The organism is Mesorhizobium amorphae CCNWGS0123 (genome assembly GCF_001686985.1).
In the GTDB taxonomy this organism is placed as follows: domain Bacteria; phylum Pseudomonadota; class Alphaproteobacteria; order Rhizobiales; family Rhizobiaceae; genus Mesorhizobium; species Mesorhizobium amorphae.
Window position 1 is genome coordinate 290,766 of sequence record NZ_CP015322.1, and the last position, 12,647, is coordinate 303,412.

Below are 12,647 nucleotides of genomic sequence, written 5' to 3' on the forward strand. Positions count from 1 at the left end.
CGCGGATTGCCTGCTGGTCGGTGCTGCCGGTGACGAAATAGCGACCGCCCGCTTCGCCCCGTCCCCCGCGCCCACATCTGGCCACGCCAAGCTCGAAATTTCGCGCCGAATGTTGATCAGCGCTACGAAACGTGCGCCGTATCAATGCTGATGACGAACTTTTTGCGCCGGTCTCCGGGAAGCTGCATCTCTAGCTGCCATCGGGCATCCATTTGGGACCTCGCGCGCCAAGTTTCCTGCATGACCTGGTCATCGAGCCGCTCGCCGACTTTGATGGTCCGCTTTCGCACGGTCGCATGCGTCTCAGTCGGATCAGTGGGCAGGAAATCGGCCAGCACCTTCGCCGCCTGCCGGTAAGGCAGTATGCTTCCTAGCCGCGCCGTCAGTTCCATCAGTTCCGGTGTCGCTCGATCAGGACAAATTTCCTTCAGCGGCGCGAAGGCACCGACCATCCCTGGATGGCATTCCCGGCACAGCATCCATCGGGGATTGCGAACCTCTACAGTGCCAAAGACGGTTCGGATCCGACGTGTCGTGTAGTCCTTGACCGGTCGGGACGTATGGCAATCCGGGCAAATCCGGCGAAGAAAAGCATAGGTCTCCGCCTCATGATTCACGACCGCGTTCTGCAGCGCAGCCATGATCTTCTTGTATCGCCGATCGACAAGCCGATGTCGCCGTCGAACAGCCTCTCCCAGCTCTTGTCTATGCGGACCTCCTTCCGACATGTGTCGCCAAATTCGTTCCGGCCCTCGATAGTAACCGTCCATTCCACCGCCATTGCTTTGTCTCCGATCAAAACGATGCTGATGGACCGGTCGAGCCTAACAACCGGTATTCGACCCCAGAGAAATTACCGGTCTCGCGCCCTCGATACCATAATCGGCCATCCAGTTCACGCAGTCGCGGTCCGAGCCCGAGACGAACAGCCGATGCAGCGTGCCAACGAACACCGCCCATTCCACCGCAAAGCCGAACTGGCGCCCTCCAGCACCTCTTCCAGCACCTCGCCGATCCCGAGCCGCTCCCACAGCCGCCCGAACAACAGCGGACCGCCAATGCGGCGAGAGGCAATTCGCCCCGCGTCAATGTCGGACAGGATGAGGCTGCGTTCGCCATGGCGCGCAATCGAGGCCGCCAATCTGTCAAGTTCGCCGCTGGCAACCAGCGCATCCTTGCGGCCCAGCGCCTTTATCGTGCGCTGGCGAACGGTCTTGCCGTCGCGGACACTTTCCACGAGGTAGAGATAGCGATGGCCTCGCGCGACTCTCTCAACGACAAACATGCCAGCGTTGTTAGCAAATAAAATCCATACAATATGCGGCTAACAGCACAAATGTTGTTACCACACAATTTCGCACCGGAAATTCAAAACAAGTGAATTCAATAGCTTAACTGACAGGGTTCGCCATCCGTTCACCTCCAACTGTTCAAGTCGGGGTAATGGTTGCGCAGGGCCTGTTGGACCGCCGTGGTACGGACCCGTATGCCCGGTGGTGTGGGAAGGGCGGCGCCGCGGGGCGTTCCCCTCTCCCGATCAATCCGCAATCTCACCCGCCTATCGGCAAAATCCTTAAAAACGATCCGTGCACCAACGCCTATCCCCGTGGATCGCACCGTCGACGGGCTTGCAACTCCCGGCCGAACTGGCGCGGCCTGCGTTGCGCAGCCCAACAAAGCTCGATATCAGAGTCAAGGCTACGACTTTCGAAGCCATGCATTTGGAGCACAAGTGACATTAATCCCGAACGCATCGGTGTAATAAGTATCTATCAAGAAACCGGATTCCTCTATCATCTGAAATCCATCGATTATATCCTGAGTTACTTGAAAAGGTTCGTCTTCAATTACATAGTAGTCGCCTTTTTTCATAAATTTGTTCAAGTAAGAAAATGTATGAAATATTCTAACATGAGCATCATCGATAACAAGCCAAGGGTGAGGGAGTCTCTTCAGTAAATCTTCGTCGAAATTGGCGGAATCGCAAAGATCAATTTGATGAAACTTAAGCAACGGGTGCTTTTTTGCGTCATTATGGACACATTTTGTATACAAGTCAAATGAGTGGACTTCACCTGTATTCTCACACAGCACCAACATATTGTCGGCAAACCACAGTCCGCTTCCTCCTTGATATGAGCCGAGCTCTATAATTGTCCTCGGCTGAAGTTCCCAAATTAGCCGTGGATACAGAGCTAGGTCAAAAGGAGTCTTGAGAAGTATAAGACCTTTATAAGTTCTAGCTAGGGCTCCAACTTTTGTGCGCTTGTCAGCACTCCATGGGAAGATAGATGACATCCATGTTCGATCGGATGGCTTTGCAAAGCGGCCAGAGTCGTCTGCAGTCATTACGTTGCTAATGGTGTCAAACATTCCCACCCAGTCAGGAATGAACTGTCGCCACGACTGATCAAGAAGTCCGTCGGGCTTCATCTGATCGGGGTAGTTCTCGTGCGCGGCATCCCAAAAAGCCTTGTACCCGGAAGCGAGTTTCATAGGTCTATCTCCATGTTGCATCTGCCTCCCTATCAATGCAATCGGCGTGCCACCCGCGGAATGAGGTTGAGCGCGCTTAACGAGCGCGAAGCTGCCTGCATCCCCGCTGGAATGTCCGCGCGCTTGTCGGGTCCGGGACATCAGCGTCATCTTTGGCCCGTCTTATGCATTGCGCCCCGATGGCGCGTATCGCCAATGGAGGAAGGTTCCACGAGCGGCTCGGTCGGGTAACTGGCCGGGTCGACCCCTCGCCTTGGGCGGTTGGGCAATCCGATGGGCCATAACGTGAGTGAAGTCTGAGCAGCTCTCGAAAGTGATAATGTGGATGCCGACCCATCTGAATTTCGGGGAAGGCTGCGTGAACGGGGAAGCAATCGACATGCGCACCGCGTTCGATCCGCAGGGGTAATGGGCACGGCACCTCGGAAGGGTGATCGGGTAACGGGGAGACCCGCTCGGCATGAGGGTAGCGGCCTCAATGCAGCCGTTCTGCATCCTCTACGACAAGATCTGCCGTGAGGACATGCTGCGCAATGCCTATGCGCTGGCGCCAATGCGGGTTCGCCGAGCCTGGAACGAGGCGGAAGGCGCGGAGAGGTGACTGGAAGGTCTGCGCGACGAACTTGTCTCGAAGACCTACCGGCGCTGCCGGTATAACGGTGATGATCCCGAGGCCGGGGGCGGCGAACGTCCGCTCGGCATCCCGACCATTCGGGCCCGGGGTGGTTCAGACCGCCGCCAATCTGGTGCTGGAACCTATATTCGAGGCAGACTTCGACGATGGTGCCCTATCAGCCCAGAGGCAGTGGGACACGCAATCAAGGTAGTACACCGGCTTGTCTGCTGGGGCTACACGGACGTGGTAGACGCCGATTTGTCGAGATACTGCGACACCATTCCGCATTCGGACCTCAATCGGTGGCCCGGCGCATGTCGACCGGCACGTGCTGTGACTGATCAAGCTGTGGCTGAGAGCGCCTATAGAAGAGCGGGGCGGTGAAGGGAAACGGCACGTGAGGTGGCAAGAGCAGCACGCGCGGCACGCCGCAAGGTGGCATCGCAAACCCGCTGCTCTCGGTCATCTACATGAACCCGGTTTCCTGAAACATTGGCGGCTGACCGAACGCGGCGAGGCGTTCCGTGCGCATGTCATCTCCTATGCCGATGACTTCGTCATCCTCATCCGCGGACATGCGGACGAGGCGCTGTCGCGGACACGTTCGGTGGATGACAAAACTAGGGCTGAGGCTGAACGAGGCAAAGACCTCGCTGAAGGATGCCGAGGCCGAAAAGGACAAGGCCGATCACCAGGCGATTGTGGAAGGACCGCAAAAGCAGCTGAAGAAAGGCGACAAGGCGCTGATCGGCAACAAGGCCCATCGACGCTATTTGAAGTCTGTCGCGAGGGACGCCTTCGAGATCGATCTCGCCAAGCTGGCCCAAGAGGCTCGCTATGCCGCGGCAGGTCACGGGTGAGTGCTTCGATCCGACGCCGCATCTCAGCGCTCAGTTGCTCCTGGTTGCCGGCGCGGAACCGCGCCAGTTCGTCCTCTGCCGCGGCCAATTCCGTCAGCCGTGCATTCCACTCCGCCTCGAGGCCGGCCGCGACCACCGGCTCGCCGGGTCGACCAGCACGAAGCGGCGGCGGGCGAGGTCGCTGTCATAGCGGGCGCGGGTGATGCGCAGCTGATGGATGATGCTCGCTTTCGGCAATTCGGCCCAATTCGTTCTGGATCGCCAGGGTCATCTCCACCGCCATCGGCGTCATCAGCTCGAGCAGCAATCGGGCGACCGCGGCATCGACGTCGACGGTCGGCACGCTCCGGCAGGCGGCGCGGCGGGCGGCGGCCTTATCCACGCAGACATAGCGGGGGCGCGGACGGTGGCCCTGGCGGCTGCCGTAGCGGACATACATCGGGCTACCGCACTGGCTGCACATGACCCGGCTCTGCATGGGCCGGGCCCTCGCGCGGCGGGCCGAACGGGCTGGGTCGGTCGAAGCTTTGCGCGTTGCTGTGCGGCTGGTCCCGGATGGCCTGGAATTCAACCCATGACTGATAGCCCGCGAGCGATCGGGGATCACAACGATCCAATCCTGCGGCGCCAGGGTGCGACGGTCGATCTGGCCATTCGGCGCCATCCGGCAGCGGCGACGGCCATAGACGTAAGCGCTGGCATAGGCCGGGTTGGTCAGCACGTTGCGGACCCGGCTGGTCGTGTAATCGCACCAGAGGACCGTTCCGGCGTTTTCTCCGCCCCAGGCGCGCTGTGGATAGCGTATCCCCGAGGCGTCCGCCGACGCAGTGTGCCGGCAACGCTGCCGGTTGTGGTGAAGGCTCCGAACACCGCGGCGATGCTGGTCTGGATCCCGGCGTCCGGATCGCGCGCAACAGCGCCCATCAGGCACCAGTCCGACCGGCGAGCGCTGCGTCAGTTCGCCGCGTCGCGCCTTGTTGAGAATCCCGCCGCGTAGGCGGCTGCGCAGCAGATGCAGCTCGGCCTCGCTCATCGTTCCCTTCGAACCCGCGACATACTGCCCAGCAACAGCCGCTTGAAGTCGTTGTCCAATATCCGCATCACCCGCATGCCGGCGAGCGCCTCACGGTCGTGCGTCATCTTCTTTACGCCGGCGACGCCACTTCGTTGTCGAGCTGCCAGGCGGCGGCCGGCTCCTGCTGCCTGCATGGATGACCGAGACCAACGCGGCGACGCCGCCCGTTCGCCTGCCTGCGAGAGCTGCGCCAGCTCGTCGACGCGCAGGGCGTATCCTTGTCGCCATCGCTTGAAGCGATTCGCAACGATGGAGACGACGATGCAACAGCATGCCCAAAAGCGGCAACTCGATCTTCTCATGTTGGCGGCCGACGATGGCGTGCCCCGACTATTCAATCCAGTGAGGCGCGCGGAGATCGTGAGCCTGCTCAAAGCTCTCCTGAGCGATCGCCGCGCCCCGGTCAGAATACTGGAGGAGACGGACGATGACTAGAATCACTGCCGATCACCTGGCGCGCAGCGCCTATGTCTATATTCGTCAGTCCACCCCGGACCAACTTGCCAACAACTCCGAGAGCCGACGACGCCAGTACGCCCTGAAGACGCACGCCCGTGCCCTCGGCTGGGAGAATGTGGTCGTCATTGACGATGATCTCGGCCGCTCCGGCGGCGGGACGGCGCGACCGGGTTTCGAACGCCTTCTGGCGGCGATCGGCAGCGGCGGCGCGGGCGCGGTCTTTGCCCTCGAGGCCTCGCGCCTGGCCCGCAACGGGCGCGACTGGCATACACTCTTGGAGTTTTGTGCCCTGGTCGGCAGCCTGATCATCGATGAGGACGGGATCTACGATTCCCGGCTCGTCAACGATCGCTTGCTGCTCGGCATGAAAGGCACTTTCAGCGAACTTGAGCTGTCGACGCTGCGGCAGCGCTCGCAAGAGGCGTTGCGCCTGAAAGCGGCGCGCGGCGAACTGCACACGACGGTGGCGATCGGCTACCGGCGGGGCGCTAACGATCGTCTGGAATAAGACCCCGACCGGCGCATCCGCGAAGCGCTGTCGCTGGTGTTCCACAAATTTCGTGAGATCGGCGGCGTGCGCCAGCTCGTCCTGTGGCTGGCCAGGAGGGGATCGACCTGCCGACCGCTGTCCATGGTCCTCAGGGTGGACGGTGCGGTGAGGGGTACCGCGCTACCACGCCGTCCATCGGCTGCTGACCAATCCGGTCTATGCTGGTGCCTATGTCTTTGGCCGCACCGCCACGCGCACGCGCGTCGAAGACGGCCGCAAAGTCGTCACCCACGGTGTCGCGCGCCGGCGTGAGGACTGGGCGGTTGTGATCCGCGATCACCATGATGGCTATATCTCCTGGACCGAGTATGATCGCAACCAAACGATGATTGCCAACAATGCGAACATGAAGGGAACGATGGTCGCGGGCGCGGTGCGCAATGGCAGTGGACTTCTCGTCGGCTTGCTGCGCTGCGGCTGCAAGCTCAAGGTGCTGCACCATTCACGCCGCGATGCGCGCTATGTCTGCGCTACCCATGTCGACCCGTCGACCGAGAAACGGTGTTCCGTCTTTAGCAACATGCGCATCGATGCCGCAGTGTCGGCGGAAGTGCTGCGGGCAGTTGCGCCGCTGGCACTCGAGGCGGCGTTGCAATTGATTTCCGATAGCAAGCAGGCCGGCAGCGAACGGCTGCGGCAAAGCGAGCTCGCCCTGGACCAGGCCCGCTATGAGGCGGCGCATGCTCGCCGGCAATACGACGCCGTTGATCCCGATAACCGCCTGGTCGCCAGCGAGCGCGAACGGCGATGGAATGACTGTCTGGCGGCGGTCGCCCGGCTCAAGGATCAGGTCCGGAGCTTGCGCCGCGAGCAGCCGTGCGCCGTTGGCGATGACGAACGCATGACACTCATGGCGCTCGCCGATGACCTGCCTGCGCTGTGGAACCATCCCGCCGCTTCCGTCGAAACGCGAAAGCGGATCTTGCGCACTGTGCTGAAGGAGATCGTCGTGACGGCCGAGAGCGGTCGGCTGCATCTGGTGCTGCATTGGCAGGGTGGTGGGGATCACTCGCAACTTGAATGCTGAAGAACCGGACCGGTCAAAACCGCTACAAGACCGATGCGGCGACCGAGCAACTGGTGGGCGAGCTCGCCCGCCTTTTGCCGGACCATAGCATCGCCCCTATTCTCAATCGGCTGGGAATACGCTCGGCCAGAGGGCAGACCTGGACCCAGCTGCGCGTGCGCAATTTCCGCGGCGCGCATCAAATCCCGGTTTACCGGGAGGGCGAACGTGGAGAGCGCCATGAGCTTGTCCTACGCGAAGCAGCAAGCCGCCTCGGCGTCAGCAACATGACCGTTATTCGCCTGATCCGGGATGGACTGCTGCCGGCAAGGCAGGTATGCGCCAGTGCCCCCTATGTCATCCGCGAGGATGATCTCGCCCAGCCGGCAATTCCGCCAGGCGATCGCGAAAGGTCGCCCAGTATCAGCCAATGCGCGCCAAGAAACCATGTCTTTTCGATGAGATCACGAGGTACTGCATCATATCACCGTCCTCTTGAGACCGAGCAGAAGCCTATCATTGAATCCCGCCGGGTCGTAGACGGAGTTGCGCGCCAGGCGCGAGACCTCGAGCCCCAGCACGATACCGACCTTGCCCAGGCCAACGGCGGCGACCATCGCCTGGAATCCGTCGCGCGCTCTCGCCGTTCTCGCTGACCTGGCGCGGCGTCGATTGCCTGTTGTAGAGGTAAGCAAGCGGCTCAGATGGTGGGATGCAACGCGCGGATCACGCATCAACGGCCTCCTGGTCAGACGCAGGACGATCGCCGCGAAGGCGGCCGGCAGCGAGCCGTGGCGGGGCGCCTCGGCGGCTGGCCATGACGGCTCGCTCGCTCGGCGCTGCGGCGGCGTTGCGGGCGCCGCCGTGCGCCACGCCGCGAGCCCGAACGGCAGCCATCCGGAGCCTGGCCTTCGACCGATCAGGAGCGCCGCGCTGCGCAGCTCCTCGTAATCGGTGATGTCGCGCGGCACGCATGGCACTCCCATCACAGCTGCAATTTTTTTACCGCGCAGCACCCGCTCGAGGCTGCGCCTATGGACGGTCAGGCCGAAGCCGTGCTCTAGCTCCGCCAGCAGCTCGCGGGTGCCCCAGTCGGGCCGCTCGCGCTGCCGGCGCTCGATGTGCGCCAGGATCTCCGGGGGCCGCGACCAAGGCCGCGTACCGTTGTCTTCGACAATCCGCACGTCACCGAGTACGGCATGCTCGCCGGGCACTTCGCCGCGACCGCGACGCGCCGTGCGGCGAGCGAAGGGCCTATCCTGGTCCTGCAGGACACGACCGAGTTCATCTATAGCCGTGCGCGGCCGGACCGGATCGGCTTCACCGGGACGATGAACGGCGGGCGCTACAAGGCGGGGCAGCCCAACGTGGTGACCTTGTCCGGCATGCACATGCACTCCAGTCTGGCTGTCACGCTCGCTGGTACGCCCCTCGGTCTGACGGCGGTGAAATCGGGTTGCCATCGCGTTGCCATCGGCGGCGATGCCGATGAGGCCGCCTGCCTGCATGTCAAGTTCGCCGTCATCACAACCTTGTCGCCCATCGGCAAGAAGAAGCATTACCGCCCGCGGGTTCTCACCTATATCCATGCACTCGAACTCGATCCGCCAGCCGGGGGCTCGCCGATTGACTGGAAGCTACTGACCAACCTGCCCGTCGATGATATCGCCGCGGCGGTCGAGAAGCTCGACTGGTACGCGTTGCGCTGGAAGGCGGAGTGTTCCACAAGGTGATGAAGTCGGGCTGTCGCGCGGAAGAAACCAGATTGCAGACCGCGGAGAGGCTGGTGAAGTTTCTCGCCCTTGCCATAGTCGTCGGCTGGCGCATCCTCTTCCTGACCATGTCAGCCCGCGCAAAGCGCGATGCGCCACCGCAAAGCGTCCTCACGATGGCCGAGATCACTACACTCGACCGCATTGATGCGGCTCGCTCAAGAGCAGCGGCGAACCCTCGGCGACTACCTACTGCAGATCGCCATGCTCGGGGGCTATCTAGCCCGAAACCACGATCCGCCTGGCAACATGGTCGTGTGGCGTGGATTGAGCCGCCTCCACGACATCGCTGTCGGCATCACTATCGGCCAAGATCGACGATGTGGGTAATTGAAAGCTTCGTCGTATGCGTACGTTGGTGTCGATGTCACTTATATTTGGAAGTCGGCTTTCCAGTCACTGAGTAGATTCCAGAGACAAAGCCGAGGTTCTCGCGGTTTCGCTAACATTAACCGCAGGGTCCGCGAATACTCTTGCGGGCGGTGTAGCCCAGAGAAATCCCCTGGTGCTGATCGTCTCGTTCCACCCCGGGCTAATGCTCGGCTTTCCACGCCCGAAATCATCGCCTTAGCGCAGCGGCACAATGGAGGCCGTGGCGCTGCACTCGGGTAAAGCGCCGCGCGAATCTCGTGTGTTCAAGCAGTCCACCGGTATCAGCGTGACTCTCCGAGGCGTTGCAGCCGCCGCGCTATACGCGCGACGAATTCCTTCTGGGAGAGTTCTTCCAGAGCACCAAATGCCGAGTGGTCGCCGTAGTTTGCTCACGCCTCAGAAAGCCGAACACCTACTGCAACTCTCGCGCGCGTCCGGCGCCATTCCCTTTTTCCCAGACTGATTCGAAGTTGCGCAGCATCATTTCTGCGACGCTGAAGGTATGCTTGCCTTGCCGCGAAGTCAGGCGAGCATCGATGTCGGGATAGATAAAGAAGGGAAGGGAAATTCGTTCGGCCGGACCATCATGCGCGACTTGGTGCGGCGTACTCTTGAACCGGTCGTCGCTCAAGGCCTGAAGCATGTCGCCCAGATTAACCACCAGACTGTCGGGTAGACTCGGTACCGGCGTCCAGCACTCGCGGAACCACACCTGCAAAGGGCGCGTAGGGAGTTCCTCCTGCAGGAGCAGCGTGAAGAAGCCATTGTCCGTATGCTTAGCGGCCGCGCCGCCAGTAGATGGATACCGGATCACGCGTTGCAGTACCGTCGGTGGGTTGAAATGGCGTTGGAACCAGCCCTTTTCCATATCGAGTAGGTCGGCCAGCGCGCCCCCGAGCAGCGGCACAACCTTCTTGAGCACTGTAGCTTGCAATGCAAGTAGGCTTCGAGCGAAACCAGGAGCCACGGTGTCATCCGGAAGGCGCGTGATTCCGGCAAATGGACGCCGGTCTCCCTCTTTCTCGATTCCGAGGTCGAACATTTCCTTTGGATCGGGGCCGGCCTCAGGATGTAGCATTTCACCATGTAACGGAATGTATCCACGAGCGGTAACGGGGTACACGTCTTGAGAGGCGTGACCGTAGCGTTCCTTCGTAGCCTGCGGCAACGCGAAGAAACGCCGGGAAGCGTCGATCGCTTCTGCGATCTGTTCTTTCGGGATCCCGTGCTCAAGGTAGAAGAATCCGTACTCCTCGCAGGCCATGCGTAAACGCTGCTGCTCTTCAAGTCGTATTGAATCGGATGCCAGTTTCGCCAGTGATATTTGCGGTAGTGTGGTCATAGTCGCTTCTCCTTTGGTGCTTTGCCCCATGGGGCTCTTGAAACTACAGTCCATATTCTTGATCGCGATGTGTCAGTCGTCGTCTAGGCAGTGTGCTGGCAAAGGCACGGTCGCATTTTGGAGACGGCGCATCTCGTCACCATCAAGGATGTGGCCTCCCCATAGCTCTTAATGCTAAGCTTGATAAATTCCGCTCGGGCGCTTGACGCAAGCCAGTTCGAGCAGCCAATCCGGGCGTAGACATGCCCGACGTAAGACACCTCCGCGGACCTTATTGTGATTGGCCCGGGTGTACCGGGTGTATTTGGAGGGCGGTTGATCACGATCGGCATTGCCTCGGACATGGCGGTAAGCGTGGATTTGTCGGACATTTCTGGCCATCTCCAGTTACGGCCGTTCCTACTATTTTTGGAGTACGCACTGAGCATAACTTTGCAAGACAATTTATGGCTTTCTCAGGTATAATCCTCTATTGCCGACACGTAACACCCCAATATCTACCATAACCTTCACCGATTACAACAATCAGTATCAATACTAATACTAAATTTTTGATACAGCTTTTTGCATCTCTTTAATATTTGTTACAAGAGTGTGTTATTGTTATGATTTAGGAAGGATGGCTGGTTCATTGATTTCAACACTTGGTGCCAACGCCTGACGTCTGCGATTATGTTGTCAGGGTCTGCTTTCCACATGAACGACTTTGGCTCTTCGTTGTGTTCCTTGATAAAGCGGTTGATGGCTGCCTGCAGGTCAACGACGGAATGAAAGACACCATTTTTTCAGCCGTCGCCGTGTGAGCTTTGCGAAGAAGCCCTCGACGGCGTTCAACCAGGAACACGATGTCGGAACGAAGTGGAATGTCCAGCGTGGGTGCCGCGCCAGCCAGGCCCGGACCTTCGGCTGTTTGTGCGTCGCATAGTTGTCGAGAATGACGTGGACTGCCTTATCCTTCGACAGTTGCACCTCAATCACGTTGAGAAAGCGGATGAACTCCTGGTGACGGTGACGCCGCATGTTGCGGCCAGTGACGGAGCCGTCGAGTACATTCAGGGCAGCGAAGAGTGTCATGGTCGCAAGCGGGATATTGGTGCGGCCGATAGGAGCAGCAGCGACCGGATGTGAGTTTGAAGCGGCGGCCGCAGTGGCACGATGGCCCATGATTACAAGCGCCATGGCACGCTTCTACGCGCCAAAGCACAGCGTACGGTCAACGCCCTGTGGAATGCCGTCATCGGAAACGGGCCGGGTCATGCAAACGGGCTCAGACCTTGGATACGGAACAACGAGCGGAGATTTACCATCGAATCCTGATCCGAACATCTTGACCCGCAAATCCCCATGTGAGCCAGATCCAGGCGCTCGACCGGACGCAGCCAGGACTTCCTTTGAAGAAGGGTTGCCGCCTTGTGCGCCGGCAAGTTATCCATGATGACGATATCGCCCTGCTTCAGGGTCGGGACGAGGACCTATTCGACATAGGCGAGGAAGACGGCGCCGTTCATGGCGCCATCATAGACGAACGGCGCGGCCATGCCGGTAAGGCGCAGCGCCCCGGTGAAGGTAGTGGTCTTCCAGTGGCCATGAGGCACAGCTCGCCGCGTGGCGCACGGCCCCGCAGCCGAGCCATCTTGGTCGACAGGCCGGTCTCGTCGATGAACACGAGCTTCGCCGGATCGAGATCGAGCTGTCCGTCGAACCAGGCACGACGGCGCTTCAGGACGCATGAAGCCTTCATCGTCGAGCTGATCGAGGCGCGCAAGGACATCACGCTGGACGAAATGGTCGAGCGGCTGGCAGTCGAGCCGTCGGTACGCATCAGCCGCAGTGCCTTGAGCGCCTGGCTTGGCAAACGCGGCTGGACGTTCAAAAAAGTCCGCACATGCACTGGAGCAGGACCGCCCGGACGTATCGAGGCTTGAACCTCGCCGCCAACCCTGTGGCCGAGGCGTCCGCTCGCCGAGCTTGGCTCGCGCGACCCAACGGATCGCACTCGATATTCCGACCCCGAACCGGGCCCCCGCCTGCCGGGCAGACATACCCTCATCGGAAGCCTTCAAAACTCACCACCGAAGATCCTCGCTCAGTGCTTTTGC

General features: G+C 60.5%; 10 protein-coding genes and 6 pseudogenes. 7 read left to right on the forward strand and 9 right to left on the reverse strand.

Features of this window, described 5'->3' with window-relative positions:
• Positions 1 to 122: 122 nt before the first annotated feature.
• The 3 genes and pseudogenes from A6B35_RS35915 to A6B35_RS31305 form a co-directional block, all read right to left on the reverse strand.
• Entirely contained in the window at positions 123 to 641 is a 519-nt protein-coding gene (locus A6B35_RS35915) for a hypothetical protein (RefSeq protein WP_139032278.1), read from the reverse strand.
• Between the two features lie 222 nt (positions 642 to 863).
• Positions 864 to 1,285: pseudogene (locus A6B35_RS31300) on the reverse strand (IS1634 family transposase); the annotation flags it as partial.
• Positions 1,286 to 1,698: 413 nt separating this feature from the next.
• Positions 1,699 to 2,496 carry a CmcI family methyltransferase gene (locus A6B35_RS31305; RefSeq protein ID WP_006206972.1) on the reverse strand — a complete coding sequence of 266 codons (798 nt, stop codon included), beginning with the start codon at positions 2,494 to 2,496 and terminating at the stop codon, positions 1,699 to 1,701.
• 460 nt (positions 2,497 to 2,956) lie between these two features.
• On the opposite strand from A6B35_RS31305, the gene A6B35_RS35920 reads away from it, so the two are divergent.
• A complete protein-coding gene (locus A6B35_RS35920; RefSeq protein WP_006206970.1) occupies positions 2,957 to 3,097 on the forward strand; it encodes a hypothetical protein in 141 nt (46 codons plus the stop codon).
• 665 nt (positions 3,098 to 3,762) lie between these two features.
• Positions 3,763 to 3,951 (forward strand): annotated as a pseudogene (locus tag A6B35_RS37635) (IS1634 family transposase); the annotation flags it as partial.
• Positions 3,952 to 4,156: 205 nt separating this feature from the next.
• Here the strand turns inward: A6B35_RS37635 and A6B35_RS31320 are convergent.
• Positions 4,157 to 5,005 (reverse strand): recombinase zinc beta ribbon domain-containing protein, encoded by an 849-nt coding sequence (locus A6B35_RS31320; protein ID WP_006206965.1) that lies wholly within the window; start codon positions 5,003 to 5,005, stop codon positions 4,157 to 4,159.
• Positions 5,006 to 5,308: 303 nt separating this feature from the next.
• Here A6B35_RS31320 and A6B35_RS31330 point away from each other — a divergent pair, with 303 nt between their 5' ends.
• From A6B35_RS31330 to A6B35_RS31345, 3 genes are all read left to right on the forward strand, one after another.
• Positions 5,309 to 5,482 (forward strand): hypothetical protein, encoded by a 174-nt coding sequence (locus tag A6B35_RS31330; RefSeq protein WP_156788639.1) that lies wholly within the window; start codon positions 5,309 to 5,311, stop codon positions 5,480 to 5,482.
• Entirely contained in the window at positions 5,475 to 6,014 is a 540-nt protein-coding gene (locus A6B35_RS36880; RefSeq protein WP_063825612.1) for a recombinase family protein, read from the forward strand. The genes A6B35_RS31330 and A6B35_RS36880 overlap by 8 nt, the downstream gene beginning before the upstream one ends.
• Before the next feature lie 184 nt (positions 6,015 to 6,198).
• The gene (locus A6B35_RS31345; RefSeq protein ID WP_244426149.1) at positions 6,199 to 7,083 is read left to right on the forward strand and encodes a recombinase family protein; all 885 of its coding nucleotides are present in this window, start codon (positions 6,199 to 6,201) and stop codon (positions 7,081 to 7,083) included.
• A 458-nt stretch (positions 7,084 to 7,541) separates the two neighbouring features.
• Here the strand turns inward: A6B35_RS31345 and A6B35_RS36885 are convergent, their stop codons facing one another.
• Positions 7,542 to 8,246, reverse strand: coding sequence for a helix-turn-helix domain-containing protein (locus tag A6B35_RS36885; RefSeq protein WP_065518368.1), 705 nt, complete (start codon positions 8,244 to 8,246; stop codon positions 7,542 to 7,544).
• 15 nt (positions 8,247 to 8,261) lie between these two features.
• Here A6B35_RS36885 and A6B35_RS36890 point away from each other — a divergent pair, with 15 nt between their 5' ends.
• A complete protein-coding gene (locus A6B35_RS36890; protein WP_040584376.1) occupies positions 8,262 to 8,795 on the forward strand; it encodes a hypothetical protein in 534 nt (177 codons plus the stop codon).
• An 823-nt stretch (positions 8,796 to 9,618) separates the two neighbouring features.
• Here the strand turns inward: A6B35_RS36890 and A6B35_RS31370 are convergent.
• The 3 genes and pseudogenes from A6B35_RS31370 to A6B35_RS34990 all read right to left on the reverse strand — a co-directional run.
• Entirely contained in the window at positions 9,619 to 10,548 is a 930-nt protein-coding gene (locus A6B35_RS31370; RefSeq protein WP_006206961.1) for a 2-oxoglutarate and iron-dependent oxygenase domain-containing protein, read from the reverse strand.
• 584 nt (positions 10,549 to 11,132) lie between these two features.
• Positions 11,133 to 11,625, reverse strand: a pseudogene (locus A6B35_RS31375) (IS630 family transposase); the annotation flags it as partial.
• A gap of 326 nt (positions 11,626 to 11,951) precedes the next feature.
• Positions 11,952 to 12,277: pseudogene (locus tag A6B35_RS34990) on the reverse strand (transposase); the annotation flags it as partial.
• Here A6B35_RS34990 and A6B35_RS35935 point away from each other — a divergent pair.
• Positions 12,276 to 12,483 (forward strand): annotated as a pseudogene (locus A6B35_RS35935) (IS630 family transposase); the annotation flags it as partial. The pseudogenes A6B35_RS34990 and A6B35_RS35935 overlap by 2 nt on opposite strands.
• Here A6B35_RS35935 and A6B35_RS35940 read toward each other — a convergent pair.
• Positions 12,467 to 12,590, reverse strand: a pseudogene (locus A6B35_RS35940) (IS630 family transposase); the annotation flags it as partial. The pseudogenes A6B35_RS35935 and A6B35_RS35940 overlap by 17 nt on opposite strands.
• Positions 12,591 to 12,647 lie beyond the last annotated feature (57 nt).